The organism is Halomonas sp. R57-5 (assembly GCF_900070345.1).
GTDB lineage: Bacteria > Pseudomonadota > Gammaproteobacteria > Pseudomonadales > Halomonadaceae > Vreelandella > Vreelandella ventosae_B.
The window spans coordinates 3,872,342-3,898,695 of sequence record NZ_LN813019.1 but is presented as its reverse complement, the minus strand read 5'-3'; the positions used below and the strand labels follow the sequence as shown (position 1 = coordinate 3,898,695).

Below are 26,354 nucleotides of genomic sequence, written 5' to 3'. Positions count from 1 at the left end.
AGAATGTATTAGCTCAGCACCCCAAACAACTGTTCAGGAGACGCCCCATGGGACTACTTGTAAACGGCGAATGGCAAGACCAGTGGTATGACACCAAAAAACACGGCGGCGAATTTGTCCGGGAATCAGCTCAGCTACGCGATTGGGTGGGCGACCAGGCTGAGACCGACGGCCACTGTTACCCGGCTGAAAAAGAGCGCTACCATTTATATGTCTCGCTCGCCTGTCCCTGGGCGCATCGCACCTTGATGATGCGTAAGCTGAAAGGGCTGGAACCGTTGATCGGCACGTCCCATGTAAGCCCCTTGATGCTCGACCAAGGCTGGACATACCGCCAGGACGAAGGCGCTAGTGGTGACCCCATTAACGGCGTCGATTTCCATCACCAGCTGTATACCATGACCGACCCGCACTACACCGGTCGCGTGACCGTCCCCGTGCTATGGGACAAACAGCGCAGTGCCATCGTTAATAATGAGTCCGCGGATCTGCTACGCATATTTAATCATGGGTTTGATGCGTTGACCGGCAACGACCTGGATTTTTACCCACACGACCTGCGTGACGTTATTGATGACGTCAATGCCGATGTCTACGACCATATCAATAATGGGGTGTATAAATCAGGCTTTGCCACCGAGCAGGCGGTTTATGAGAAGCATGTGAAGGCATTGTTTGACGCCCTAGAGCGTATGGAAGCGCGCTTGGCCGGGCAGCGCTATTTGGCCGGGGAGTGGTTAACCGAGGCGGATATTCGTCTCTTTACCACGCTGATCCGGTTTGACGCGGTTTACTATGGCCACTTCAAATGCAATTTTAAGCGCATTGAAGATTATCCCAATCTTTCCAATTACGTGAGGGAAATCTATCAGTGGCCGGGAGTGGCTGAGACCGTCAATATGGATCATATCAAGCGCCACTACTACTACAGTCACGATACGATTAACCCCACGCGGATTGTGCCTGCCGGACCGCTGCTTGATTTTCAGCAGCCCCACGACCGAGAGCGTTTGCCGGGCAAAGGGGTGCGGCGTAAATAGACGTGTAGCGTAAGTAGTGAACGCGCCACTAGGCGGTTTCCATCAAAAAGGGCCACCCAAACGGGTGGCCCTTTTGCTTATAGGTGCTTACTGGCTTGGCTTAACTTTATTCGTCTGCGTTTACCGCATCACGAGTTCGCTGCCAAGCGCTCTCAGCGCCTTCTTGGGTGGTTTGCCAAGCGTCACGGGCGTTGGCTTTGGTCTGTTCCCACCAGTCATTATCATAAGCGGGGAAGGCTTCCACCTCTTCCTGGCTGGCTTCAACCATGATGCGGTGCTCGGTGTCACCGTCGCCTTCAGTCTCGGTTTCGAGAGTGAAGTAATCGGTATCGACAACGATTTCGCGACCGCCCAGGCCAAGCACTGAGCCACTTTCAATCACGATGGCGCTGATACGCATCTCTTCATCAAACAAGATGTCATCAACATCGCCGATCTCTTCACCGGAACCGCCGGCAAAATAGACCTCTGCATCCAGAATATCGTCGGCAGAATACATGCCCTGGGGCTCGTTTTGGGCATGAGCGCCCATCGCAAAGCTTCCCAGTAGGGCAGTACTGATCGCTGTAGTCAGAATTGTCTTACGCATAGCATCTCTCCATGTGGCTACGATAAAGGGTAGGTCGTTTAGCGGATATAGCTGACAATGCCGACCTACTTAAAATGGAATCTACTGCTTATCAGCCCAGTCGTCGGCTTGACGCTCTGCTTCTTCACGTTCAATGCCATATCTCTGTTGAAGCTTACCTACCAACTGGKCTTTCTTGCCGCCGATTTGATCCCATTCATCGTCAGTAATTTCGCCCCAGCTGGAACGGGCCTTGCCCTTCATTTCTGTCCATTTGCCTTCAATTTGATCCCAGTTCATCGCATCGCTCCTTGAGAATAGTGAACTTGTTTAGGCAATTCTTAGGTTAGACTATATATGCACAAGTGCAAGCTCTTGATTCATTGTGGTGCAAGATTGAGAGGTAAGAGAATGTACGTGAAAAAACTGGTCATGAGTAAAATGCGGTGTTAGGATGCGCCTTCCTCGCATGTGTTGACCCCTCCATCATGACGGTGAGTGTTTGTCTACGTAGTCGTTAGTGAGATAGTTATTAATGACATTGCTATTAATGAGTCAATATTAATAGTTACGCGTAGCGGCGCTTACGGGAACATCTCGCCAATTGCTAGATGTTCATTGCTGTGAAGATGGCGCGCCTCCAGTATTTCACCACACGGGTGAGATCGGCGCAGTAGGTCGCCACAACGGTTGGCCCGTTAACGCGGTGCTTGCCAACCGGATGCTAGGTGCGACCGGCGTCTCCGACTCCATTGATGGCTTTAACCGCTACGGCGGTGCCTGTTATCGACAACGACCACACTTTATGCCGTTGTGCGATGACAGAGTCAGAGACGCTTATGATGTTTTTTGCCGGTATTTACCGGCCTACCAAGGTGTGATTAATGACCTCGACTTCTGTCGCCTCGCCGAGCTTCGGCGATCTGGCTCTTTTGCCTGCCGTTCTGTCTGCTGTTGAATCACAGGGCTACCTAGTTCCTTCACCGATTCAGGCACAAACCATCCCTGCGCTGCTTGAAGGCCGCGATATGCTGGGCCAGGCCCAGACGGGTACCGGCAAAACTGCAGCGTTTGCATTACCGTTACTGTCACGTTTAGAACTGACCCGCCGCGAGCCGCAAGTGTTGGTGATGGCGCCAACCCGCGAGCTGGCGCAGCAAGTAGCCGCCTCTTTTAGTAAGTATGGCCAAAACCTCAAAGGCCTTGAAGTTGCCACCCTATGTGGCGGTCAAGAGTACCGTGAGCAGCTGGGCGCCCTGAAGCGTGGCGCGCAAGTGGTTGTGGGTACCCCAGGCCGTATTATCGACCACCTGGATCGCGGTAGCCTGAAGCTTGATGGCTTGTCCGCCCTGGTGCTGGACGAAGCTGATGAAATGCTGCGCATGGGCTTTATCGACGACGTAAAACGCGTGGTTGCCGATACCCCGAAAGATGCCCAGCGTGTGTTCTTCTCGGCGACACTGCCGACTGAAATTGAGCGCATCGTTAACCGCTATTTGGTTAATCCGGTGAAAGTCGCCATTGAGTCTGGCACCACTACCGGCGAGAACATCGAACAGCGCATTGTGCGCGTTGATGGCGGCGCTAAGCTGGAAGCGCTGTCGCGTATTCTTGAAGTTGAACCGGTCGATGGCGCTATCGTCTTTGTGCGTACCCGTGCTGCGTGTACCACGCTGGTTGAGCAACTGACTGCACGTGGCGTTAACGCCGCAGGCTTGTCGGGTGATCTCGATCAGAGCCTGCGTGAGCGCACCATTACGCGCTTGAAGCGTGGCAAAGTCGACGTGTTGATTGCGACTGATGTGGCTGCGCGTGGTCTAGACGTATCGCGCATTACTCACGTTATCAACTACGATCTACCCCAAGATGCGGAAGCCTACACCCACCGTATCGGTCGTACTGGTCGTGCGGGCCGCAGCGGCATCGCGATTACCTTTGCGGGTTTCCGTGAAGGCCGTAAAGTAGGCTGGATGGAGCAGGCAACCGGTCAGAAAATGACCGAAATGCCGCTGCCTGATGAAAGTGCGATTCGCGCCCACCGCGATGACGTTTTCTATCAGCGCGTTATTGCCTCTTTAACCAAAGGCGCCGAAGAGCAGCGTGCGCTGATTGAGCGTCTGGTCGAAGAAGGTCATGACCCGATTGAGCTGACCTGTGCGTTTGCTGCCATGGCACGCGCTGACGAGGCGCCGATTGGTCGCCTACAGGCGCCGCGCAAAGAGAAGCCTTCGCGTGATGGCGCACCCGCCGGTAAGCCGGGCGCTCGTCGTGAACGTACTAGCGGCCCGACCGAAGGCATGACGCGCTACCGCGTTTCCGTGGGTCATAAAGATGGCGTTAAGCCGGGTCAACTAGTCGGTGCCCTGGCTAATGAAGGTGGTATTGAAGGCGCGCGTATCGGCCGTATCGATATCCGCAACGCTTTCTCTGTGGTCGAACTGCCGAGCGGCTTGCCCGCAACGATTCTGACCAAGATGGCACGTGCCCGTGTTGCCGGTCGTCCGCTGGAAATCAGCGAAGATAGCGCACCGGCAGAGCGTGCACCGCGCCGCCGTCGCGACGAAGGCGATGCGCCGGTTCGTCGTCGCGAACGCGCCTAAAGATTGATCAGTCGCCGTTAAACGGCGCCTGAGAAAATCTCAAACGCCCCCGTACCTTTCCAGGTGCGGGGGCGTTTTTTTGCTACCTTGATTACCATTCACTAGATCAAGGAGGATGATATGTCAGCACCGTTACACGAATGGAATTTGGCGCCTAAAGAGGCGAGAGCCCTGCAGACAGAGCTGGCCAAGCGCTTGGAAATGACCGACCGCCTAGCGCCGGTAACGCATATCGCTGGGGTAGATATCGGTTTTGAAGAGCGTGGCGAAATCACCCGGGCAGCGGTGGTGGTATTGAAGTGGGACCCTGCCACCGCACCCGATTTAAGCGTGGTAGAGCAGGTGATCCACCGCGAACCCACGCGCATGCCGTACATCCCTGGTTTGCTGTCGTTTCGCGAAATCCCCGCTGCGCTGGGCGCGTTTGAAAAACTCAGCGTGATGCCTGAGCTGGTGATGGTCGATGGCCAGGGTATTGCGCACCCACGCCGGTTAGGGGTGGCGGCTCATCTAGGGCTATGGCTGGATTTGCCCACCATTGGGATTGCCAAGTCGCGCCTGTGTGGTCAACACGCTGAGGTGGGCGAGCAGCGCGGTGACAGGGTGCCGCTTTACGCGGGGCAAGAGACCATTGGTGCGGTTTTGCGCTCCCGTACCAAGGTTAAACCAGTGTACGTATCGCCTGGGCACCGCATCACCTTGGAAACATCGCTTGAATGGGTGATGCGCTGCTTAGGACGTACCAAGCTGCCTGAGCCAACGCGGCTGGCGGATCGCTTGGCCTCACGTCGAGATCAGCGTCGCATTGGCTAAGGGCAGTGGCCACGCGCTATACAAACGCCAAAAAGCGCCGCAGCAAGCTGGTGGCTTCATGGCAGTCCACAATGTTCGCCAGCAGAGTATCGGGCTCTTCGCCCTGGTCGCGCAGCGCGGCACGTTGGCGCTCAATGTAGGCGCGCATCACCGGCGCAGTAAACTCAGGATGAAACTGGACGCTCCACTGGCGTGGGCCGTAGCGTAGCGCCTGGTGGGCGTCGTGGCTGTTATGGGCCAGCACTGTGCAACCGTGAGGCGCTTGCATCACCGATTGGGCATGGGTCAGGTGGGCGGAAAAACTTTCCGGTAGCTGTCTAAACAAAGGGTCTTGCTGCCCCGCTTGGGTTAGCCGCACGGTACGCGTGCCGGATTCCCTTCCCGCCGGGTGGTAGTCGCTCACGCCACCAAAAGCGGCGGCCATTAACTGGTGACCATAGCAAACGCCTAGCATCGGCGTTTCGTTTGCCAGCGCCTCTTGCAGCCATGGTTTAAGCGCCTCGCTCCAGGGTTCGGCTTCGCTGACCATGCTGTGCGAGCCGGTAATCACAATGCCCGCGGGTGCTTTAAGATCAGGTGCGCTGGGTTGGCGGGTTGCATCCCATACCTGTAAATCTAAATGTGCCGGTAGAGCCGTGCTAAGCTGCTTTTCAAATAGCGTTTCAAAATCACCGTGCTGGTCGACAMCTTCCGGAAAAGCGTCGCCGGTTTTAATGATTAATACACAGGCCATATCACTCCCTCGGTAGGATGAAACGCAAACATTGAACAAAGGCCTTTCAGGCAGAACGCAAAGGCATGAAGATAGCCTACCATGGCTTATCAAATGGCCAACACGTATTCATTATTAACCTTATAAGGAGACGAGAATGCAACAGATTACCCGCGCAGGCGAACCGCTAGATGTGGCTGGCACACTGCCTGCAAAAGGGCAGCCGGCACCTGCGATGACGCTGACCAACACTGATTTGCAAGACGTTACGCTCGATACCTATGCAGGCAAGCGTAAAGTGCTGAATATCATTCCCAGTGTAGATACGCCTACTTGTGCCATGTCTACGCGGCACTTTAACGAGCTGGCGTCTAACCTTGCGGATACCGTAGTATTGGTTGTCTCTGCGGACTTACCGTTTGCGGCCAAGCGCTTCTGTGGGGCGGAAGGTTTGGATAACGTCGAAACGCTATCGACTTTCCGTCACGCTGAGTTTCGCGAAGCCTGGGGCGTAGCGCTGTGCAACAACCCCATGGAAGGCCTTTGCGCCCGTGCAGTCGTGGTACTGGATGCCGATAACCGGGTGCTGCATAGTGAGCTGGTGAGCGAGTTGAAGAACGAGCCTGATTATGAGGCTGCCTTGGCGGTACTGAACTAGCTCGTATGCCGTTTAGCATGCCGCTCTGACGCCCTCACCAGCGCGCGAATCAAGCGCTGCTGGGGGCGATTGAAAATCAACCACTCCGGGTGCCACTGGACGCCAATCAAGAAGCCGTGTTCCCGCGACTCAATGCCCTGCACCAAACCATCCCTGTCACGTGCAACGATTTCAATCCCTTTACCCGCTTGATAAACGGCTTGATGATGCAGGCTGTTAACCCGACACCAGGTAACCCCTAGCAAGCGATGCAATTTACTCGCTCCTACGATATCAACGGTTTTGCGCGGGAGTACGGTGCGTCGCCGCTTTAGCCCTTCATGGGTCGTGTAGATGTCGGGGTCCAGGGTGCCGCCAAGGTGTACGTTGATTAATTGCGCCCCTCGGCAAATACCCAGTACAGGGGTATCCAGCGGGATAAAGCGCTCAAGTAGGGTGAGCTCCAGCTCATCCCGGGCGGGGTCAAGGCGCACATCCAGTTGGACTTCGCCGCCATAAAGGTGGGCCTGAATATCGTCGCCGCCGCCGATGATTAAACCATCAAGGCTTTCTGGCTGCGGGCGCGAAGGCGATAAACGCAGCGGTTTGCCGCCATGCCGCCAGACGGCAAACCAATCGAAACACCACGCTAAATGGCTTTTTTGGTCAGAGGTAGTAATTCCGATAAGCGGCCGAGACATGCGGGTGGTTACTCACTGTTGCGGGAAATAAAGAACGAAAAAAAACTAGTGTTTACGGCGTAGCCAGTGGGTCAGTTTCTCTTTTACACGGGTCAAAATGGGGCGGTTATGATCGGCGATGTACTCATCGCACCGGGCGAGCAAAACGTCAGCATTAGCGGCCAGTTTCTCAACCTCTACCCAGCGATTCCACTCGACCACGGAGCCCCACCCCGGCTGTGAAAGCTGGGCGTTGGGTAGGCGATAGTGAAAGGTAGGGCGCGGCTTGGTAAGCTGCTTATGCAGTAATTCATGGGCATGATCGGGTCGTAGGTAGGCAAATAGCGGCAGCATATCCAGCTCGCGGTTGCGCGTTGGATTGTAGCCCAAATAGTCGTCAATCAGCGTGTCGAGATCCGGCGAATAGCGGCTATCAAGCACTTTTAACGCATAGGCTTTGGGGAATGGATTCGCGTGGGGCAGCATCTCACGGGTAATATCGACTTTAATTTCGTCACGCAGCCAGCTAGCTAGCAGCAGGTACGCACGCAGCATGGCCAGCAAGTAGTCAACGTCGAAACGCTCCACTTCGGGGTTTAGGTGTAACCCAAACCCATACAACAGGCTGGCATCGGTGCCCTTGGCGCCATGCTTACGCAGAGCCTCGAATAGCGTGTCTAAATCTTCCAGCTCATCCCAGGGGATGGGGGGGCAAACGATTTCGGTAGGCACTAGACCGGTGACCATATCACCAATCAATTCGCGGGTTTTTTGATGAAACTCGATCCGCCGCTGATGCTGATGGCGCGCCCACTCGCTGTCTTGGGCGTGCGGGTCGTCAACGAGTGTTTTGTCAGGATGAGCGTACTGAGTGTCGAGCTCGATACCAAATTCGCCCCAGCGTGTATCCTCTACGAGTAGCCGATGAGGGCTTACCMCGTTAAGCTCCCCGCCAAACAGCTCACGTACAATCATCGCTGTGTCCCGGGGCGGCAGGCCTGCGAATTCAATTTCAACGCCAACCTGCCGAATTTTCCCATGGCTGTTTAAGCGGTTGGGTGGAGCTTGTAGCGTCATCTCGCCATCCTTGAGGTGAACGTTTAGGTTTCCAGCCTATCATAGTCACGCGTTGAGACTGTGCGTATTACTGGCGTAGCGGCAGCAGATGATAAGCAGAGCGCCATCTAAGCTAATTTTCAGGAGTAAGGCGTGCGACAGCACTGGTTAATCAACTCGCTAACAGGCCTTGTCTTGTTTGTCTTGGCAAGCCTGGTATTGACGAGTACGGCAATTACGCAGGCCCAGGCGCAAACGGTGTCGCTTCCCAGCTTGGGCGGTGGTTCTGAAGAGCAAACGGCCGAGGTCAGTGGTGAAGAGTTCCAGGCGTCCTTGAATGACGTCATCACCATGCTCGAAAGCGAGCAACAGCGCACCGAGCTGCTTAAATCGCTACGCGAGTTGCAGGTCACCGCTGACGCTGCCAGTGAGGATGAAGGCGTGGTGCGCCAAGGGCTGCTGGGGGCTCTCGCTGACACCTTAAGTGACCTGGGTGATCAGGCCCAGGCGGGGGACTCGCCGGTTGATCAGTGGTCACGCCAGTTGGTTCAAGGCGCAGATGATTTGCGCGCGCTTAACGATGATGCCGACCAGGGCGAGGCGATTCGGGCGGTGGCCGAGGGCGCCGTGCTTGCGCTGATTTGGGGCGTGCTGCTGGTCGTCATGATTGCCTTTGGACGCATGGTGGCCACCCGGCGGGAGTGGCCGCTGGATTTACCCCGGGACCCAAAAGGCTGGTTGATGGCGGTGCACTTCTTGCGCCGTATGCTGCCTTGGGCGTTGTCGTTTGCTATCACGCTGGGCATTGGTCAGGTGCTGCCTGATAGCCCTGGGCGAACGCTGGTGCTGGTGGTGGCCTATATTTGCCTGTGTGGTCGGGCGCTCTCGGTGGTATTTGAAACGGTTATCGCATTCTTTAGCCGCGGCCATCGGTTTACCGCGGTTCAACTGCTTCAACAGCACGCGCTGCGCGGCCTGTTTGTGATCGGTGCCTTAATTGCGCTTGGCGATGCGGTTAACTCCTCTCGCTTGGTCGAAATGCTTGGCAGCGAGCTATCGAGCCTAGTGTCGGTGCTTTCCAATATGTTGGCGGCGCTGCTCGCGGCGCGGTTTATTATCAAATTCAAACGCCCCGTACGCCATTTGATTTGCAATCGCCCCTTCAAGCAGCGTCGTGATGCCAGCGCCGCGGTCGAGATGATCCGCTCCCTGGGTGGGCTATGGCACATACCTGCGTTACTGATGGTGAGTGGTTCACTGTTGGCGATTTTTATCACCGTTGGCGATGTAGGCACCGCGCTGGCACGCTCAATTATTTCCGCCAGCCTGTTGGTGTTAACGCTGGTGGTCACTGGGCTGCTGCGCCGCCAAGCGGAACGGATGGGCAAGCGCCGACACCGACACCGCCAGAGCCAGTATCGTAAGCGTTTAGAGCGCTTCGGTTTTGTGCTGGCGCATATCTGTTCATGGATGGTGTTTGCCGAGCTCTCCATGCAGGTGTGGGGCAGTTCGTTCTTTGGGCTGGGCCAGCAGGCCGTGGCCAGCGCGCGGATTGGTCAAGCGCTGGTGAGCCTGGGCGCCACCGTACTATTGGCATGGCTAGTGTGGATCTTCGCTGACACCGCCATTCAGCGGGCACTTACGTCGTCGGCACGCTCTCGGGGGCGGCGGGTTAATCAGGCCCGGGCGCAAACCATCACGCCGATGATTCGCAATGTTATCTTCGTCACCATTTTGATTATTGCCTTCATCGCTGGGCTGGCGAATTTGGGTGTCAATGTCACGCCGCTGCTAGCCGGTGCGGGTGTGATCGGTCTAGCGATTGGTTTTGGCGCCCAGACGTTAGTACAGGATTTGATTACCGGTATTTTTATCTTGATTGAGGATTCGCTGGCGGTAGATGACTTTGTACAGATCAATAACCATATGGGTACGGTCGAAGGGCTGACGCTGCGCACCGTGCGGCTGCGCGATTTGGATGGGATTGTGCATATCATCACCTTTAGCCGCATTGAGTCGATTCATAACATGTCGCGCCAGTTTGGCATCGCGCTGATGCGTATCCGTATTCCGTTTGATATGAAAATCGACGATGCGATTACGCTGATGCAGGAGACCGCCCAGGAGCTGCGCCGCGATCCGATGATGCGCCACTATATTTGGTCGCCGCTGGAAATGCAGGGGGTCCAGGGCTTTGAGGATGGCTGCCCTATCCTACGCATGCGTTTTCGTACCGCACCGGAGATGCAGTGGGATGTCTCACGGGCGTTTAACCTGCTGCTGAAGCAGCGCATGGAAGCCCAAGAGATTGACCTGGGCGTGCCGCGTCTCAGTGTCAGTATGGAAGCGCGCTCCGAAGACCGTATGGAGGCTACCGCGGGGACTTCGTTCTCGCTAGACACAGACTCGCAAGAAAACGACCCACCTGAGCGTGAACAGGGCAAGGGTGAATCAGCCCAAGAAGCTACATCAAATCCAGAGGAACATAAGAAACCCGCGCCGCCGAAACCGGCGCCGCGCCCCACAAAAGCCGAGATTCGCAAGGATGAACAGGAGCGTAAACACGATAACACGGCTAATCGTGCGGCTTCACATCGGCACAAACCCCAGGCACAGGGCGAGCCCCAGAGCGATACCTATGCCAGCCCCGGCGGCGAACATGGCGATCAGTAGCCACGGCCCGCGCCAGCGGCGCCAGCGGTTGTAAAGCGAGACCGCGTGGCTAACGCGGTCAACCAGTTCGTCGTGACGGGAAATAGCGTGGTCGGGGGGCAGTGAAAAGTCGTTGGCGACATCGCCCTGCCAGTGGGCGCCGTGGCTGAGCCCCAGGCGCGCGCGTAGCCTGCCGATATCGCTGACGGTGTCGTGCAGCGTATCGTAGGKTTCACGGCGTTCGGCAACGGCGAACACCGCCTCGGCATCCTGGCGTAGAGCGCTATGCTGGCAGCTAGCAACGGCTTGGCTGATTTCTTGGTCGTTGGCCTCGGGGGAAACCGCGAGGCGCTGGTACAAATCGCGCATAGGGGGCTATCGTTTCTCTTAGGACTGTCAATTCTTGTAGGCCAAACAGGGTGTGCGAGCAGGCTAGCGTTGCATGGCTTCAATAAGTTTGCATCAAATAATCGTAGGCGTTTTTAATACGCTGAAACCGCGCTGAAGCCAGGGCTACCTGGTGCTCGCTCTCCGAATAGAAGCGGTCTGGGTGGTGGAGCTGTGCCATTCGCCGATAGGCGTGGCGCACTTCTATACGGGTGGCGCCTGGGGTAAGTCCCAGCACCGAAAGCGCCCGCGTGGTGCGGTCCGGCGGTGGCGGKGAAGCGCGTTGCTGGCGATTGCGCTGCTCTTGATGATAAGAGTCTTGCTGACGAGAGCGTTGCTGAGAAGAGTGATCGCGAGAGCGGCGTTGCTGTTCCCGCTCGGCTTGTTCGCGCTGCTGTTGTTGCCTGTGCTGCTCCTGCTGGCGCGKCTGTTCCCGCTGGCGTTGCCGTTCGTGATCGCGGGCTTGGCGAGCCTGCTCTTGGCGCTGCTGCTTCTCCTGCTGTTTTTGCTGCTTCTGTTGGTGGCGCTGTTCTTTTTTTCGCTGTTGCTGTTCGGCCTGGGCGTTGGCCTGTTGGTGCTGCCGTTCCGCCGCCTCTGCCTCGCGTGCTTTTCGGGCATGGTAATCTGGGTCGTGAGTTTTCCAGTAGGCATCACGACTGGGGTCTTCGGGGGTGGTAAGCGAGGTGCCGGTGAGCTCCTTAAACAGGGTGTTTAAGGTCATTGGGGCAACGCTTAGCAAATCGGCCAAAAAGCGCAAAATATAGTGGTTGGCCAGCGACAGCTCGCCGTCATCGGTGGCAACGGTAATCGCTTGATGAATAACGCTGAGGCAGCGCTCTGTGCCGCACTCTTTGCGAACCACCTCGGCCGCTAGTTGGATCGCTTGCAGGTCTTGGCTATGGGCAATACTCATCACCGGGCCTAACTCATGCCCGTGGCGAAACTGTGCGGTCACCTGAGCTAGGCGGCGTCGCCGCTGCCCCTCTGAGACGTGTTGGCGGTGCACCAGCACCCAGGCCAACAGCAGCAGGGTTGCCGTATCCACTTGGCTACGGCTCTTTAATAGCAGCAGCTCAAAGGGTGAAAAACGGGCAATGGGCATTTCCTAGCTCCACAGACGAAGAGGTAAACAAAGGGCGGTGGCTTTGCGCAGCCCCATGATCATTTTAGCCATGGTATATCATCACGTTAGCCAAAGGAGTAGGAGATTGATGAGTTGATCAACGTTGAGCGTAAAAACAGCTTTCAGCTGCGTCTTACCCGGCGGCTCAAGGAAGAGACATCGCATAACCTCGACGTCTATCTTTTTGTGCCTGGCGAGCTTGGATTAAGCACCCAGCTTATCTCAGAAGAAGCCTTTTATCATGCGGCCATCAATGTCTCGCGCACCTACTACAGTGACGAGTATCTCTTACCCTTGGTGCACAGTCGATTGGCCAGTCGTAACCGCCTCGGCAGCGATTCGTACCGGTTGAGTCTGAGCCTCTACGCCTACCAATACGTGGAAGCGATGGAGCGCACGACTCGAGCGATGCTGGTGAACGCCAATAAGTTGCGCCACGCTCGCCAAGAGGAGCGGGAAGAAAACCGTGAGGTGCAACAGAGTGCTGTCGCCCTACGCGACCAACTGCACGAGATGATCGACCTAAGTGACGGCATTCTCAAGCGGCTGCGACGCCATAAGCCCGATGATGAAAGCTTCAATAAGTACTTTGCCAATATCGATAACTACCTCTCCTGGTTTACCGAACAGCAGTTGCTGGCGTTGATAGCCCATATGCCCCGTGGAGGAGAGTTTACCGATATTCGTCGCCGTTTTATCAGCGTCTGCCATCGAGAGGATGAGTACCGCCGCGAGCAGCAGTACAACGCCGAGCGGGTTATGGCAGACCCAACACGCATGTCGAATAAAATGCGCCTGCTGCGGCGGCTGATTGAGCACCCGATTACCCTGAAACAAGCGGCGTTAGAGCTGGGTGGCGGTGAGCAGAAAGCGGTCAAGGCCCTGGCGACAGCCGTGGTGATGACATTTGTGACCTTGGGTGTACTGCAATTGCGCAGCGTGCTGGGCGGGATTACTGCCCTGTTCGTCTTAGCTATGGCGCTGCTCTACGCCATGCGTGAAGTGTTTAAGGATGATTTGCGCAATACCCTTTGGCGCTGGCTGCGTAAAGGACGCCCCAAGTGGCGCCGACAGTATCGCGACCCCACGCMTAACGCCTTGGTGGGGCGTCAACTGGAATGGTTCGACTACAAGCGATTTGCCTCGCTGGGCGAGGATATTCAGCAGATGCGCCGTCGCAAGGTGGCTCAGCGGGAAGAGGTGGTGCTGCATTACCGCTCAAGCTCACGTATGTCGCCCACGCGCTTTTTAAGCGGCTACGAGCACACCCGCGAAACGCTCAATCTGGATATCTCCATGCTGACGCGGCTAATGAGTAAGGGCAAGCATCATATCTACCGTTTAAAAGATGGCCAAGCGGTGCGTGAGGGCGTCGAGCGCCGCCATCTGTTCAACTTGGTGATTCGGGAGACGGGTAGTGAGGATGCGCCCTACCTCGCCCGCTGGAAGGTGGTTGTTAGCCGCTCGGGCATTGTCGATGTTGAGAAAGTCGAAGAGAGCAGTGTGGTGAAGGAGCACAAATAAGAAAGGGGCAAATAAACTGCGCCAGATCAACGCCGCCTCAATGCGTTCATTGATATCGCCTCTCGACATGGGCAAATTGCCAGCAGCGAACTAGTCTCAAAGTACAGGCAGACTAACCTGCATCTGCGGCCCAGTCTTTAAGGGTTGAGCGCAAGGAGTAGAACCATGCAAGCTATCGATATTATGACCCCCAAAGTGGTGAGTGTGGGGCCTGATACTGAAGTGCGAGAAATTGCCCAGTTGTTGCTCAGTCACCGCATCAGTGCCGTTCCCGTAGTGGATGAGGCTCACCAGGTGATTGGCATTGTCAGTGAAGGCGATTTAATGCGCCGGGTAAAAGGCGACGGTGACCATCGCGACTCCTGGTGGTTATCGCTGTTTACCGGCGGCAAGGATGCTGGCGACTACGTTAAGTCCCATGGTCGTAAAGCCCACGAGGTCATGACCCCGAATCCAATGACCGTCGAAGAGAACACGCCGCTGCACACCATTGCGCGCATGTTGGAAAAACACCATATCAAGCGGGTGCCTGTGCTGCGTGAAGGTAAACTGGTGGGCATCGTCAGCCGTGCAAACCTGCTACAAGGTATTGCCAATGCGGCGGTGGCGCCGACCCAGTCACCCACGAATGATCGGCAAATTCGCGAGGCTATTCTTAACGAGGTTGAGAATAATGCCGGCGTACAGGTTGAAGGTATTAGCGTGATTGTGGATGGCGGTGCTGTGGAGGTATGGGGGCTGGTCGAATCGCTTGAGCAGAAGCAAGCGGTGACCGTCGCTGCGGAAAACGTACCTGGGGTTACCCAAGTCGAAAACCATCTGGGTATGATGCCGCGGGGCGTGGGCTATATGTGACTTTAAGCCCGCTATTAAAATAGCGGGCTTTTCCTTCCTTGCTCTCTTAAGCACTCTCTTCAACACGCTCTTAAACCACTGCTTTAATCGCCTGCTCCAAGCTATTCACACTGCGCTCTGTGTGATGCAGTTTATCGAGGCCAAATAGACCTATGCGGAAGGTTTGGAAGTTATCGCCTTCATCGCACATCAGCGGTACGCCTCCCGCCACTTGCACGCCCGCCTGGGCAAGTTTGCCCACTAAGCCGCTATCGTCGCTATAGCACACTACTACCCCCGGGGCCTCAAAACCTTCCGCAGCAACGCTCACAAAACCGTGGCGTTTAAGCATGGCGCGGACTTCCCGGCCAATCGCCTGCTGCTCCTCTTTTACCTTGGCAAAGCCGTAAGCGCGGGTCTCCTGCATAATGTCCCTTAGCTGCCGCAGTGCATCGGTAGGCATGGTGGCGTGGTAGGCGTGCCCGCCATTTTCGTAGGCCTGCATAATGCTGTGCCACTTGCCCAAATCACAGGCAAAGCTGTTGCTCTGGGTCTCACTTAAGCGCTGTGTGGCGCGTTCTGAGAGCATTACCATGGCGCAGCAGGGCGAACCGCTCCAGCCTTTTTGCGGCGCGCTTACTACCACATCAATCCCGAGTGTCTGCATATCCACCCACAGAGTGCCCGCGGCAATGGCATCCAGCACAAACATGCCACCTACCTCGTGAGTGGCTTCGGCGAGCGCTTGAATATAGTCATCCGGAAGCAGCAAACCAGCAGAGGTTTCGACTTGCGGGGCGAACACAACGGCAGGCTTTTCGCTACGAATTTGCGCGACGGCCTCATCAATGGGAACCGGCTGAAAAGGCGAGCGAGGGTCATCGCCATTCAGGCGCCGCGCCTTAAGTACCTTGTGCTGATCGGTTAAACGGCCCATCTCGATAATTTGCGTCCAGCGGTAGCTGAACCAGCCGTTACGAATGACCAGGGTTTTCTGGTCAAGGGCAAACTGGCGCGCCACCGCTTCCATGCCAAAGGTGCCGCTGCCGGGCACGATGACCGCTGCATGGGCGTTGTACACCTCTTTCAGCGTGGCGGAAATATCCCGCATCACACCTTGAAACTGCTGCGACATGTGATTCAGCGAGCGGTCTGTGTAGACCACCGAGTACTCAAGCAAGCCGTCGGGGTCGACGTTGGGCAGTAAACCAGCCATGGCGTTCTCCTGTTTTTAGAAACAGCCTGTCGTGGAACAGCCTGTTGTTAGAAGCAAATAATTAAACACGCATTGTTAGCCACGCTAAAGCGTGAGGTAGCGTTTCAGAATACGGATAACCTCGGCGCGATGCCAATAGTGATGGTCTACATAGTCGAGGTGGGGATAGCGACTAAAGATGTAGAAAAGTAAACGTTTACGTATTTATAGTAAACGTTTACTTTGTACCTTGGGTGTCACTTAAAGCCGTTTTTACGCTGTTAGGCCGCTATGGCTAAGGAGAAAATATGACCATTAACGTCACCGTGTGGGGTGAAAACGTTCACGAGCAAACCAATGAAGTTGTAGCAAGAATTTATCCTGATGGTATGCATCACTGCATCGCCGAAGGGCTAAACGAAGCTGAAGGGCTCAATGCCCGTGCTGTCACTCTGCAAGACCCTGAACAGGGGTTAAGTGACGAGTTCCTCGACAATACCGACGTGCTGCTGTGGTGGGGCCACGCTGCCCATGGCGATGTGCTTGAGGAAACCGTCGACCGCGTGCAGGCGCGCGTGTTGCAGGGTATGGGGCTAATTGTGCTGCACTCTGGGCACTACGCAAAAATCTTCAAACGTCTGATGGGCACCACCTGCTCGCTCAAGTGGCGGGAAGCGGGAGAGCGCGAGCGGCTATGGGTCGTTAACCCTGGTCACCCTATTGTGCAGGGCCTGGGCGACTATATCGAACTGCCGCACACCGAAATGTACGGCGAGCCGTTTGCGGTACCCAACCCCGATGAAGTGGTCTTTATCAGTGCTTTTGAGGGTGGTGAGGTATTCCGTTCAGGGCTGACCTACAAACGCGGCAACGGCAAGATTTTCTACTTCCGCCCTGGTCACGAAACCTACCCAATCTACTACGACGCACAGGTGAAAACGGTACTGAAGAACGCTGTGAAATGGGCGCGCCCGGAAGGCTCCCGGTGGATCGACAGCTGCCCCAATATTCCTGCCGATCAGGCCCCCAACCCGGTGGAAATCAAAGGCGAAGGGCTGCATAAACCCGGCGAAGGGGGCTTCAAATGATCCGCTTGGCGATTATTGGCGCTGGCAGTATGGCGGGGGAACACGCCAAGCACTTTAGCCGGATCGAGGGAGTGGAAGTGGTGGCGGTGTGCGATATGGAGCTGGCCAAGGCCCGTGATTTTGCTGGCCGTTATGGTATCGCCGATGCGTATGACGACCTGAAGACTATGCTGGCGCGGAAGGATATCCAAGCCGTTAGCAACGTCACGCCGGATGGTGTTCATAAGCGCACGTCACTGGCCGCGATCACCGCAGGTAAGCACATTCTGTGCGAAAAGCCGCTGGCGACGAATGCGGATGATGCTCATGAAATGGCCCAAGCGGCGCAGGCCGCCAAGGTCATCAATATGGTCAATTTTAGCTATCGCGATGCGCCGGCCATTCAGCACGCTCGTGCACTGATTACCGCTGGGGCGATTGGTCAAGTTCGCCACGTAGATGCCAGCTACCGGCAAAGTTGGTTGGTCAGCAATGAGTGGGGGCGCTGGGATCAGGAGAGTCAGTGGCTTTGGCGGCTTTCGGAAGCCCATGGCAGCAAAGGCGTATTGGGCGATGTGGGTGTGCATATTGTCGATTTCGCCAGCTTCCCGGTCGGTGATATTAGTCGCGTGAACTGCGAACTGACCTGCTTTGAAAAAGCCCCGAATAACCGCATCGGCGATTATCTATTGGATGCCAACGATACCGCGCTAATGCGAGTGACCTTTGCCAATGGGGCCAAGGGCACCATTCAAGCCACCCGCTGGGCGACGGGGCACCATAACTCGCTAACCCTGAGCGTACACGGCGATAAAGGTGCTATTCGAATCGATTTAGATGCCTCAAAAGAGAACGTGCAGGTGTGTTTGGACGATGACGTTCACCCGGCGCGCTGGAGCACAGTGAAGGCACCGCCAACACCCAGTATCTATCAGCGTTTTGTGGAAAGCATTCGCAGTGGTGAAAACGACCAGCCGGACTTTGCCCGAGGGGCGGCGATCCAAACCGTTCTTGATGCCTGCGTTATATCCAGTCAGGAAGATCGCAGTCTGGAAATTGCAGTGTAATCAGCGTCGCAACGCCGGGCGTTTTTCGGCACACTGGAGGCATTCCAGGTGAAAAATAGGGCGGGAAATAGCCGGTGAGAGATTCGGTGATAAAGAGCAAACAAAACGCCCAAACGGCCACCATCCGAGAAATTGCCCGGCGGGCCGAAGTATCAATTGCCTCCGTGAGTCGAGCCCTAAATGGCAAACCGGGGCTCAGCGATAACCTGCGTGAGAGGATTTTGGCGATTAGCCGCGAGGTTGCTTACCAGCCCAGTGCTGCCGCGCGCCAGCTCATCAGCGGCAAAACGGCGGTAGTGGGCATATCACTGGGGCGACAGGATATCGAACTGCGTCCTTACTATATTTTGCTCTACCAACACCTTACCGTGGCCCTTCATCAGCAGGGTATGGTGCCGGTGTTCTTTAATCACCAGCAAACCGCTGAATTACCCGAACGCGCGGGGGCGGCCATTTTGCTTGGTGAAGCCCCAGACGATGAGCGCCCAGCGCTGCTTAAGGCCGCTGCGATTCCTTTTGTACGCATAGGTGACGCCGGGGAAGGCTTTTCCGTCTCCCCAGACGATAGGCAGGGTCTGTATGAAATAACGCACCACCTCATTACCCAGGGCCGCCAGCGGCTGGCCTTTATGGGCGGTGAGCTAGAGGTGCCGCGTCCCCATAGCCGTTTGGAAGGATACCGGCGTGCGTTGGAAGAGGCAGGGCTTGCCGAACGCTTGATCAGCCTACCGCACCGCCTAGCGTCAGACTCCCTTAACAGCTATCGCTATCTAAATCGCTATTTAGACGAAGAGGGCACTCAACCACTGCCTTTTGATGCGCTGGTATGCGCCACCGACGAACTAGCGTTGGGCTGTGTGGCCGCGCTGGAAGACCGCGGCATTGAAGTGCCTGTTCAGGTCGCAGTAACGGGGTTTGATGACCTGCCCACCCTCGCCACTGGGCTCACCACCGTACGGCAGAATATTGCTGAGATAGCGGCGACGAGCATGGCACTACTGGCAGAAGCAAGGGCGGGAGAAGCGCCCCGGCACGTATCGCTGCCGGTGGCGCTGGTGCTACGGGAAACGAGTTAGCGCGGCGGCAGCTGCTCTGGCCCAAAACCATCGGGTAGCAGGGCTTCCATGGTGTAGGTTTTCAGTAGTTCGCCGCCGCCGGATAGCACCTTGATTTGCGTTTCTGGCGTGGCGAACTCGCGGATGCGCTGACGGCAATCGCCGCAGGGCGTGCATAAGTGATCGCCTGGGCCCATGACGTAGACGGAGGCTAACTGGCGTTGCCCTGCGGTGATCATGGCGGAAATGGCCGAGGCTTCGGCACACAGGCCTTTGTAGTGCGCCACTTCCACATTGGTGCCCGCAAACTGCTGACCATCGGGAGTCACCATCACTGATGCCACCGGATGCGCGGAGTAGGGCACATAGGCGTTAGCCCGGGCGCTGAATAACTTCTGAACGATCTCTTCTGATACCTGTTCCATCATTTTTCCTTTTGGTTCTTCGTCATCTCCCACAGGTGCAACTATCAGGCTGGAAGCTAATTGTGGGAGGCCGCTTCCAGCGGGCGAAGGGTGCCGAAGGTACCCCGGTGTTGTCAGGCTGGCAGCCTAAGCGGTCGCGAGCTAAAGCTACCTCCCACGGGTGCAACTATCAGGCTGGTAGAGATAATTCCATACTGAGCGAAGAAGAACCTTGCTTTAGGCCATGTCAGCGCTTCAAGCGCGGGCAGCGTCGTCGCGTAACACGGTGTCCAAAGCAATCAGCATCATGTCGTCAAAGGTAGTTTGACGGTCTGCGCTGGAGAGCGAGTCGCCTTTCAGGATGTGATCCGATACGGTGCAGATGGTCATGGCGCGGGCGCCAAACTCGGCGGCGACGCCGTATAGACCAGCAGCTTCCATCTCGACGCCGACAATGCCGTAGCGCTTAAGCATTTCAGCCATTTCGGTTTGCGGGTTGTAGAACAAGTCCGCTGAGAAGATGTTGCCGACTTTGACTGGCACTTTTTTGGCTTTGGCGGCAGCAACGGCGTGCTGGGTCAGCTCAAAGTCTGCGATGGCGGCGAAGTCGTGGTCGTTGAAGCGCATACGGTTAACTTTTGAATCGGTGCTGGCGCCCATGCCGATGACCACATCGCGCACGTTGACGTCGTCGCGTACCGCGCCGCAGGAGCCCACGCGAATTAGCGATTTTACGCCGTAGTCGGTGATCAGCTCTTTGGCATAGATGGAGACCGACGGAATGCCCATGCCGTGGCCCATCACGGAAATCTCGCGGCCTTTATAGGTGCCGGTATAACCAAACATATTGCGCACGTCGTTGACCTGGCGAACATTCTCCAGGTAGGTGTCGGCAATGTACTTGGCGCGCAGCGGGTCACCGGGCATCAGTACGGTATCGGCAAAATCACCGGGGGCAGCGTTGATATGTGGGGTTGCCATCAAAGGTCTCCTTTAAGCGGCGCTCGCCTTTAAGCAGCGTCAGGTAGAAAGCTTGTGCCATCGGCCATGGCCGGAAGCAGGAAAAAGTCGGCCAGGGTTTGGCCAATATCGGCAAAGGTGCCGCGCTCACCCAGCGAGCCGGGGGTAAAGCCGGGGCCATGTACCAGAATGGGGATGTACTCGCGGGTGKGCTCGGTGCCGTGCCAGCTGGGGTCGCAGCCGTGGTCGGCGGTGAGAATCAGCAGATCATCTTCGCTTAGCGCAGCCAGCAGCTTAGGTAGCTGGGCGTCGAAATCTTCTAGTGCGGCAGCGTAGCCCGGCACATCCCGGCGGTGGCCATAGACCGAGTCAAAATCGACAAAGTTGGTCATGATCATGGCGCGCTCGCCCTGATTTTTCTTGTCAAAGCCGCGCTGGCTGGTGCGCTCGATCTCGTTGAGCGTGGCGTCCATCAGTGCATCGTGGCCGCTGGCTTTTACCTTGTGAGTAATGCCGCAGTGGGCGTAGATGTCGGCAATTTTTCCAATCGAGACCACTTCGCCACCGGCATCATCAAGCTTTTGCAGCACGGTCGGTGCCGGTGGCTCAACGCTATAGTCGCGGCGGTTGCCGGTGCGGGCGAAGGTGTTGCTGTCTTCGCCAATAAACGGACGCGCAATGACGCGGCCAATGTTATAAGGCTCCAGCAGCTCGCGGACGGTTTCGCACAGCTTATAAAGCCGCTCAAGGCCGAAATGCTCTTCGTGAGCGGCGATCTGAAAGACCGAATCCGCCGAGGTGTAAACAATTGGCTTGCCGGTGGCGATGTGCTCTTCACCCAGGCGGGCGATGATCTCGGTACCGGAGGCGTGGCAGTTGCCAATCACCCCAGTGAGGTCGGCTTCCTGAACAATGGCGTCGAGCAGCTCAAGGGGGAAGCTGTCGGTTTTATCCAGAAAGTAACCCCAGTCAAAGCGTACTGGTACGCCGGCAATTTCCCAGTGGCCGGAGGGGGTGTCTTTGCCGCTGGAAATTTCTTTGGCGTGGGCGTAAGCGCCTTCCAGGCTTTCCGGCAGCGTGACGCCTTCGGCAACGCTGCCCGTGGCATCGCGGTGGGCGTGAAATAGCCCCAACTTGGCCATGTTGGGCAGCTTGAGCGGGCCTGAGCGGTTGGCGTTATCCGCCTCGCCACGGGCGCATGCGGCGGCGATATGGCCCAGGGTATCGGAGCCTTCATCGCCGAAGGTCGCGGCATCCGGGGCGGCGCCAATCCCAAAGGAGTCAAGTACCAGTACAATCGCGCGGCTCATAAGGCTTCTCCACGGAAAGTGTCTTGTAGCAGGGTGTCGGCGTTGGCGGCACCTTCGCCAATTGTAAACGCTGCACGCAGCTGTTCGGCGGCGCGCTCGGCGGCGGCGTCACTGCGGGCGTGCACCATGGCAATGGGCCGCTGGCTATCCACGCTCTCACCGATTTCGACGATGTCGGTGAAACCGACGCTGTGATCGACGCTGGCATCGTTACGCAGGCGGCCACCACCCAGTTCCACCACGCTCATGCCCACGGCGCGGGTATCGATACTCTGGACGACACCCGATTGCTCGGCATACACGGGTTTAATCACGTCGGCTTTGGCCAGGTAGTGATCTGAGCGCTCCATAAAGTCGCTGGGGCCGCCAAGTTCGCGCACCATGCGGGCGAATACTTCCGCGGCAGCGCCGGAGGTCAGCGCTTTCTCAAGCTTAGTTAGTGCTTCTTCACGTGAGCCAGCCAGCTTGCCAGCGATCAGCATCTCTACCGCCAGCTCGCGGGTGACTTGCATCACGCGGCTGTTGGGGCGGTCGCCGCGCAGTAGCGCCAAGGTCTCGACGATTTCAACGGCGTTACCGGCGCAGGGGGCCAGCGGTTGGCTCATGTCGGTGAGCAGGGCAGTTGTGGGCGTGCCCGCTTGGGTGGCCACATTGGCGATGCTTTTTGCCAGCTCGCGGGATTTTTCCGGCGTGGGCATAAAAGCGCCGCTGCCGACTTTAACGTCCATGACCAGCGCGTCCAGGCCTGAAGCGAGCTTTTTGCCCAGGATAGAGGCGGTAATCAGCGGAATAGACTCTACCGTGGCGGTGACGTCCCGCACGCCGTAAATGCGCTTATCGGCAGGGGCAAGATCCCCGGTCTGGCCGATAATCGCCACGCCGGTGGATTTCACCACCTCGCGGAAACGCTCTGGCGCAGGGTAGGGGTCGTAGCCGGGGATCGATTCAAGCTTATCCAGCGTGCCGCCGGTGTGTCCCAGGCCGCGGCCAGAAATCATCGGTACAAAGGCGCCGCAGGCGGCGACCCAGGGGCCAAGCACCAGCGAGACCAAGTCGCCTACACCGCCAGTGGAGTGCTTATCGACAATCGGGCCGGGCAGGTTCAGGTCGCTCCACTGCATCACATGACCGGAGTCGCGGGTGGCGGTAGTCAGCGCCACGACTTCTTCACGGCTCATGCCGTTAAGAAACACCGCCATGGTGAAAGCGCCAATTTGTGCGTCGCTAATGCGATCATCGGCAATGCCTTGCACAAAGGCTTTGATCTCTTCAGCCGGCAACGGCTGGTTATCACGCTTAAGGCGAATCAGTTCCTGGGGGAGCAGGGCGTGTTTAGTCGTGTTGGCAGCCATTAGTAACCTCCGTCTGTGGCGGCGGCGTTGGTATTGCCGGTCAACGTTGCCAGCAGATTGCCCAGCAGGCTGGAAGCTCCAAAGCGGAAGTGCGCGGGCGTTGCCCAGCCTGGGCCCATAATGTTGTTGGCAAGGGCCAGATATGCTGCCGCGTCTTCGGCAGTTTTGACGCCACCCGCCGCTTTAAAACCAACATCTTGGCCGCTGGCCTTGATGGCTCTTAACATGATCTCAGCGGCTTCCAGCGTAGCGTTAACGGCTACTTTGCCGGTCGAGGTTTTAATAAAATCAGCGCCGCCTTCAATAGCGAGTTCGCTGGCGCGTTTAATCAGCTCGGGCTCTTTAAGCTCGCCGGACTCAATAATCACTTTGAGCAGCGCTTGGCCAGCACAGGCGGCTTTGCACATTTCAACCAACTCAAGGCCGGTCTCTTCGTCGCCTGCCATCAACGCGCGGTAGGGAAAGACCACATCAACTTCATGGGCGCCGGAGGCAACCGCATCGCGGGTTTCACGGGCGGCGGCCATAATGTCGTCGTCGCCGTTGGGGAAGTTGGTGACCGTGGCAATTTTAACTTGGTTATCGAGTTTATGCGCGGTAAGCGCGCGCTGGGCAGTAACGATAAACTGCGGGTAGACGCAGACCGCGGCTGGATTGCCGAAAGGCGTTTTCACCTGCTGGCAAAGCGCCTCGATGGTGCTGTCAGTGTCGCTGTCGTTCAGGCTCGTCAGGTCCATGAGGGTGAGTGCCTGTCGGGCGGCTTGGACGATATGAGGGGAGGCAGTCGCAGTCATGGAGTTCTCACAAATCAGTAAAAGATAAAAACGGGCACTGCGGATAAAACCGCAGTGCCCGATGCGTTAAGTAGCCGTCACTGCGCTAGCAATGGCAAGCGCTATGCAGACGCGCCACTTAGCGCAATAAAGAAGCCAGCAATCGAGGCCGACATCAAGTTGGATAGTGTACCGGCCAGCACGGCTTTGACACCAAAGCGGGCAATCTCTTTACGACGCGTGGGGGCAATGCTACCTAAACCGCCCAGCAGAATCGCAATGGAGGAGAGGTTAGCAAAGCCACACAGCGCAAAAGAGAGGATCGCCATAGTGTGCGGTGTCATTAACTGACCCGTGGCGGCAACAACTTGTTCCCCGTCAATGTAGGGGGCTAAATTGATGTAAGCGACAAATTCGTTGACCACCAGTTTTTGGCCAATGAATGAGCCCGCCAGGGTCGCTTCTTCCCAGGGTACACCCAACAGGAAGGCGAGTGGAGCAAACAACCAGCCCAAGATCAGCTCCAGGCTCAGCGAGTCAAAGCCCACCCAGCCGCCAATGCCACCCAGGATGCCGTTGATCAGGGCAATCAGGGCGATAAATGCCAGCAGCATCGCACCCACGTTGGCGGCCAGCATTAAACCCGAGGTGGCGCCCGATGCCGCAGCATCTAGCACATTGGCAGGTTTATCTTCCTGGGCGTCAATCTCTTCTTCCACCTTGGAAACGCTGTCGCTATCGGTTACGTCTTGGGTTTCCGGCATGATCAGCTTGGCGAACAGCAGCCCGCCCGGTGCCGCCATAAAGGAGGCCGCTACCAGGTACTCCATGGGAATCCCCAGCGCGGCGTAGCCCGCCAATACTGAACCGGCGACCGACGCCAGACCACCACACATAACGGCAAAAAGTTGCGATGGCGTCATGCGGGCGATAAACGGGCGCACCACTAGCGGTGCTTCGGTCTGGCCGACGAAAATATTTGCCGTTGCGGAGAGTGATTCCGTGCGTGAGGTGCCCAGCGCTTTTTGCAGGGCGCCACCCAGGATACGAATCACCCACTGCATAATGCCGATGTAATAAAGCACGGCAATTAGCGACGAGAAGAAGATAATGACGGGGAGTACTTTGATCGCAAATACAAAGCCGACGTTATCAACATCCGCTAAACCACCGAACAGAAAGCCGATACCGTCGTTGGCATACACCAATATTTGGCTAACACCGGACGAAATGGCCTGCAGCACCGCTTGGCCAAACGGCACGTAAAGTACAAAGGCACCGATACCCGCCTGGATAGCAAAGGCGCCCAGCACGGTACGCAGCCGGATCGATTTACGGTCATAAGAGAAGATCAGGGCAATGGCCACCAGAGKGACCATACCCACCAAGCTCATAAGGAGTGTCATATGGGGATCCTTCGCGTCAGCGCGTAAGTAACGTTTTTATAGACAGTAACGCGTTTAAAGTAAGTTGAGCTTGACGGAGTAAATCATCGCATTCTGATAATTGTTGGGGGTACCCAACTTGTTGTCAGAGTAGCGATACTGAATACCGGTGGTGATCAAATCGCTCGGATGCCACCACAGGCTCAGTGCACCGTTGGTGCCTACACTGCCTGCTGTATCGCCCACGTAGTTCTGTTCCAGATACTCATCGTCACGGCCAAACGTCTGTTCGTGCCAGTTGGTGACGCTGAAATTCTGGTTGAGCGCGGTGAAATCATAACCCGCGACCCAGCCTGCCATATAGCCGTTCATGCCGGTATAGCTATTACTTTGTACCCGCGCCGCCCCGATAAAGGGTTTAAACCACAGACCATTGTCGAAGGTAGTGCGGTAGCCCAGGCCCAGAATCTGATCCTGCTCGCGGCTGTTATAACCGTAATCGCGGAAGTCATACAGGTGGGCATAAATCGACAGCGGGCTATCGCCCAGATAAATGTGCGAGKTCACTTTACCTGCGGTGCGGAAGTTGTCCTTGCCGCCGCTGGATTCATCAAACTGGTCGTTGGTGGGGTTCTCGAAATCAAAGAAGCCATAAAACTCGCCCCAGCTAAAGCCAGCGCCGCCTTCGATTTCGAGAAACATAAAGTCGCTTTTAGCCGCATTGGAAGCGGTGCGCGCTTCGGTGCCGTTCGACCAGTCCAGATAGTTGMCCGAGACGTTGGCGAATGACCACAGCCGATCAAGCGGATGGGGCTGAGCATCATCTGCCATTAGCGGTGTGGTGAGCATCGTCGTCAATACGCCCGTTACGCCAGCGCTAAGCGCGACAAAAGACGAGGAGCGAGAAGAGTGAGAGTGTGTACGAACTGTCATAAAAGCCTCAACAAGGTTATCGCGGAGCCATTTGGGTGTGGCTATCCGAGGGTTGTAATTGTGCGGGCTGGCGTTAATGTTAAAATTATAACATTTAGTGTTATTTTTCTAACGTTGATTTGCAAGTATTGTCACATCAACGCTATTTAAATGTCATATGGCTCTCACTGTGGCACTAATAGTATCAATAGCCGTCGTAGCAGTGGAAATTACGCCGCAGCTCGCTC

General features: G+C 56.5%; 25 protein-coding genes. 10 read left to right on the top strand and 15 right to left on the bottom strand.

Annotated elements, in window-relative coordinates:
• Positions 1 to 47 precede the first annotated feature (47 nt).
• Entirely contained in the window at positions 48 to 1,040 is a 993-nt protein-coding gene (locus HALO_RS17905; RefSeq protein WP_035577223.1) for a glutathione S-transferase family protein, read from the top strand.
• A 106-nt stretch (positions 1,041 to 1,146) separates the two neighbouring features.
• Here the strand turns inward: HALO_RS17905 and HALO_RS17900 are convergent, their stop codons facing one another.
• Entirely contained in the window at positions 1,147 to 1,629 is a 483-nt protein-coding gene (locus HALO_RS17900; RefSeq protein ID WP_035577225.1) for a PRC-barrel domain-containing protein, read from the bottom strand.
• A gap of 81 nt (positions 1,630 to 1,710) precedes the next feature.
• A complete protein-coding gene (locus tag HALO_RS17895) occupies positions 1,711 to 1,908 on the bottom strand; it encodes a CsbD family protein (RefSeq protein WP_050713789.1) in 198 nt (65 codons plus the stop codon).
• A 584-nt stretch (positions 1,909 to 2,492) separates the two neighbouring features.
• Here HALO_RS17895 and HALO_RS17885 point away from each other — a divergent pair.
• Both HALO_RS17885 and nfi read left to right on the top strand, forming a co-directional pair.
• On the top strand, positions 2,493 to 4,208 hold the full coding sequence (locus tag HALO_RS17885; RefSeq protein WP_035577231.1) for a DEAD/DEAH box helicase: 1,716 nt from the start codon (positions 2,493 to 2,495) through the stop codon (positions 4,206 to 4,208).
• Between the two features lie 120 nt (positions 4,209 to 4,328).
• Complete coding sequence (gene nfi, locus HALO_RS17880; protein ID WP_035577233.1) at positions 4,329 to 5,021, top strand: deoxyribonuclease V; 693 nt, start codon at positions 4,329 to 4,331, stop codon at positions 5,019 to 5,021.
• Between the two features lie 16 nt (positions 5,022 to 5,037).
• Here nfi and HALO_RS17875 read toward each other — a convergent pair whose 3' ends face one another.
• Positions 5,038 to 5,754 (bottom strand): glutamine amidotransferase, encoded by a 717-nt coding sequence (locus HALO_RS17875; RefSeq protein WP_050713788.1) that lies wholly within the window; start codon positions 5,752 to 5,754, stop codon positions 5,038 to 5,040.
• 136 nt (positions 5,755 to 5,890) lie between these two features.
• On the opposite strand from HALO_RS17875, the gene tpx reads away from it, so the two are divergent.
• Positions 5,891 to 6,391, top strand: a complete 501-nt coding sequence (tpx, locus tag HALO_RS17870) for a thiol peroxidase (RefSeq protein WP_035577236.1) — start codon at positions 5,891 to 5,893, stop codon at positions 6,389 to 6,391.
• On the opposite strand, the gene HALO_RS17865 is transcribed toward tpx, so the two are convergent.
• Complete coding sequence (locus tag HALO_RS17865; protein ID WP_035577238.1) at positions 6,388 to 7,071, bottom strand: gamma-glutamyl-gamma-aminobutyrate hydrolase family protein; 684 nt, start codon at positions 7,069 to 7,071, stop codon at positions 6,388 to 6,390. The genes tpx and HALO_RS17865 overlap by 4 nt on opposite strands.
• Before the next feature lie 45 nt (positions 7,072 to 7,116).
• Positions 7,117 to 8,127: an amidoligase family protein gene (locus tag HALO_RS17860; protein WP_050713787.1), complete on the bottom strand. Its 1,011-nt coding sequence runs from the start codon at positions 8,125 to 8,127 to the stop codon at positions 7,117 to 7,119.
• Between the two features lie 132 nt (positions 8,128 to 8,259).
• Between HALO_RS17860 and HALO_RS17855 the strand changes: the two genes are divergently transcribed.
• A complete protein-coding gene (locus tag HALO_RS17855) occupies positions 8,260 to 10,779 on the top strand; it encodes a mechanosensitive ion channel family protein (protein ID WP_035577242.1) in 2,520 nt (839 codons plus the stop codon).
• On the opposite strand, the gene HALO_RS17850 is transcribed toward HALO_RS17855, so the two are convergent.
• The gene (locus HALO_RS17850) at positions 10,696 to 11,127 is read right to left on the bottom strand and encodes a hypothetical protein (RefSeq protein WP_050713786.1); all 432 of its coding nucleotides are present in this window, start codon (positions 11,125 to 11,127) and stop codon (positions 10,696 to 10,698) included. The two genes, HALO_RS17855 and HALO_RS17850, sit on opposite strands and share 84 nt — an antisense overlap.
• A gap of 79 nt (positions 11,128 to 11,206) precedes the next feature.
• Positions 11,207 to 12,247, bottom strand: coding sequence for a J domain-containing protein (locus tag HALO_RS17845; protein ID WP_050713785.1), 1,041 nt, complete (start codon positions 12,245 to 12,247; stop codon positions 11,207 to 11,209).
• Between the two features lie 114 nt (positions 12,248 to 12,361).
• On the opposite strand from HALO_RS17845, the gene HALO_RS17840 reads away from it, so the two are divergent.
• Positions 12,362 to 13,792 carry a hypothetical protein gene (locus HALO_RS17840; RefSeq protein ID WP_050713784.1) on the top strand — a complete coding sequence of 477 codons (1,431 nt, stop codon included), beginning with the start codon at positions 12,362 to 12,364 and terminating at the stop codon, positions 13,790 to 13,792.
• A 165-nt stretch (positions 13,793 to 13,957) separates the two neighbouring features.
• Positions 13,958 to 14,647 (top strand): CBS domain-containing protein, encoded by a 690-nt coding sequence (locus HALO_RS17835; protein ID WP_035577253.1) that lies wholly within the window; start codon positions 13,958 to 13,960, stop codon positions 14,645 to 14,647.
• 70 nt (positions 14,648 to 14,717) lie between these two features.
• Here the strand turns inward: HALO_RS17835 and HALO_RS17830 are convergent, their stop codons facing one another.
• The gene (locus tag HALO_RS17830) at positions 14,718 to 15,842 is read right to left on the bottom strand and encodes an aminotransferase class V-fold PLP-dependent enzyme (RefSeq protein ID WP_035577255.1); all 1,125 of its coding nucleotides are present in this window, start codon (positions 15,840 to 15,842) and stop codon (positions 14,718 to 14,720) included.
• Positions 15,843 to 16,129: 287 nt separating this feature from the next.
• Between HALO_RS17830 and HALO_RS17825 the strand changes: the two genes are divergently transcribed.
• The 3 genes from HALO_RS17825 (at position 16,130) to HALO_RS17815 (ending at position 19,031) form a co-directional block, all read left to right on the top strand.
• Complete coding sequence (locus HALO_RS17825) at positions 16,130 to 16,909, top strand: ThuA domain-containing protein (protein WP_035577256.1); 780 nt, start codon at positions 16,130 to 16,132, stop codon at positions 16,907 to 16,909.
• On the top strand, positions 16,906 to 17,955 hold the full coding sequence (locus tag HALO_RS17820; protein WP_035577258.1) for a Gfo/Idh/MocA family protein: 1,050 nt from the start codon (positions 16,906 to 16,908) through the stop codon (positions 17,953 to 17,955). The genes HALO_RS17825 and HALO_RS17820 overlap by 4 nt, the downstream gene beginning before the upstream one ends.
• Positions 17,956 to 18,041: 86 nt before the next feature.
• Entirely contained in the window at positions 18,042 to 19,031 is a 990-nt protein-coding gene (locus HALO_RS17815) for a LacI family DNA-binding transcriptional regulator (RefSeq protein WP_035577260.1), read from the top strand.
• Here HALO_RS17815 and cdd read toward each other — a convergent pair.
• The 7 genes from cdd to HALO_RS17780 form a co-directional block, all read right to left on the bottom strand.
• Positions 19,028 to 19,435 carry a cytidine deaminase gene (gene cdd, locus HALO_RS17810; protein ID WP_035577262.1) on the bottom strand — a complete coding sequence of 136 codons (408 nt, stop codon included), beginning with the start codon at positions 19,433 to 19,435 and terminating at the stop codon, positions 19,028 to 19,030. The genes HALO_RS17815 and cdd overlap by 4 nt on opposite strands.
• A gap of 234 nt (positions 19,436 to 19,669) precedes the next feature.
• Positions 19,670 to 20,395 carry a purine-nucleoside phosphorylase gene (deoD, locus tag HALO_RS17805; RefSeq protein WP_035577264.1) on the bottom strand — a complete coding sequence of 242 codons (726 nt, stop codon included), beginning with the start codon at positions 20,393 to 20,395 and terminating at the stop codon, positions 19,670 to 19,672.
• 29 nt (positions 20,396 to 20,424) lie between these two features.
• Entirely contained in the window at positions 20,425 to 21,684 is a 1,260-nt protein-coding gene (locus HALO_RS17800) for a phosphopentomutase (RefSeq protein ID WP_050713782.1), read from the bottom strand.
• Positions 21,681 to 23,036 carry a thymidine phosphorylase gene (deoA, locus tag HALO_RS17795; RefSeq protein ID WP_035577268.1) on the bottom strand — a complete coding sequence of 452 codons (1,356 nt, stop codon included), beginning with the start codon at positions 23,034 to 23,036 and terminating at the stop codon, positions 21,681 to 21,683. The genes HALO_RS17800 and deoA overlap by 4 nt, the downstream gene beginning before the upstream one ends.
• The gene (gene deoC, locus HALO_RS17790) at positions 23,036 to 23,830 is read right to left on the bottom strand and encodes a deoxyribose-phosphate aldolase (protein ID WP_035577270.1); all 795 of its coding nucleotides are present in this window, start codon (positions 23,828 to 23,830) and stop codon (positions 23,036 to 23,038) included. The genes deoA and deoC overlap by 1 nt, the downstream gene beginning before the upstream one ends.
• 101 nt (positions 23,831 to 23,931) lie before the next feature.
• Positions 23,932 to 25,215, bottom strand: coding sequence for a NupC/NupG family nucleoside CNT transporter (locus tag HALO_RS17785; RefSeq protein WP_050713781.1), 1,284 nt, complete (start codon positions 25,213 to 25,215; stop codon positions 23,932 to 23,934).
• Between the two features lie 54 nt (positions 25,216 to 25,269).
• Positions 25,270 to 26,043 (bottom strand): outer membrane protein OmpK, encoded by a 774-nt coding sequence (locus tag HALO_RS17780; protein ID WP_442906070.1) that lies wholly within the window; start codon positions 26,041 to 26,043, stop codon positions 25,270 to 25,272.
• Between the last annotated feature and the right edge of the window lie 311 nt (positions 26,044 to 26,354).

What these genes read in the sequence shown, in the direction of transcription:
- HALO_RS17820 (WP_035577258.1), top strand. Translation starts at nt 16,906, where the DNA reads ATGATCCGCTTGGCGATTATTGGCGCTGGCAGTATGGCGGGGGAACAC.
- deoD (WP_035577264.1), bottom strand. Translation starts at nt 20,395, where the DNA reads ATGGCAACCCCACATATCAACGCTGCCCCCGGTGATTTTGCCGATACC.
- HALO_RS17825 (WP_035577256.1), top strand. Translation starts at nt 16,130, where the DNA reads ATGACCATTAACGTCACCGTGTGGGGTGAAAACGTTCACGAGCAAACC.
- cdd (WP_035577262.1), bottom strand. Translation starts at nt 19,435, where the DNA reads ATGGAACAGGTATCAGAAGAGATCGTTCAGAAGTTATTCAGCGCCCGG.
- HALO_RS17905 (WP_035577223.1), top strand. Translation starts at nt 48, where the DNA reads ATGGGACTACTTGTAAACGGCGAATGGCAAGACCAGTGGTATGACACC.
- tpx (WP_035577236.1), top strand. Translation starts at nt 5,891, where the DNA reads ATGCAACAGATTACCCGCGCAGGCGAACCGCTAGATGTGGCTGGCACA.
- HALO_RS17900 (WP_035577225.1), bottom strand. Translation starts at nt 1,629, where the DNA reads ATGCGTAAGACAATTCTGACTACAGCGATCAGTACTGCCCTACTGGGA.
- nfi (WP_035577233.1), top strand. Translation starts at nt 4,329, where the DNA reads ATGTCAGCACCGTTACACGAATGGAATTTGGCGCCTAAAGAGGCGAGA.
- deoC (WP_035577270.1), bottom strand. Translation starts at nt 23,830, where the DNA reads ATGACTGCGACTGCCTCCCCTCATATCGTCCAAGCCGCCCGACAGGCA.
- HALO_RS17885 (WP_035577231.1), top strand. Translation starts at nt 2,493, where the DNA reads ATGACCTCGACTTCTGTCGCCTCGCCGAGCTTCGGCGATCTGGCTCTT.
- HALO_RS17865 (WP_035577238.1), bottom strand. Translation starts at nt 7,071, where the DNA reads ATGTCTCGGCCGCTTATCGGAATTACTACCTCTGACCAAAAAAGCCAT.
- HALO_RS17830 (WP_035577255.1), bottom strand. Translation starts at nt 15,842, where the DNA reads ATGGCTGGTTTACTGCCCAACGTCGACCCCGACGGCTTGCTTGAGTAC.
- deoA (WP_035577268.1), bottom strand. Translation starts at nt 23,036, where the DNA reads ATGGCTGCCAACACGACTAAACACGCCCTGCTCCCCCAGGAACTGATT.
- HALO_RS17835 (WP_035577253.1), top strand. Translation starts at nt 13,958, where the DNA reads ATGCAAGCTATCGATATTATGACCCCCAAAGTGGTGAGTGTGGGGCCT.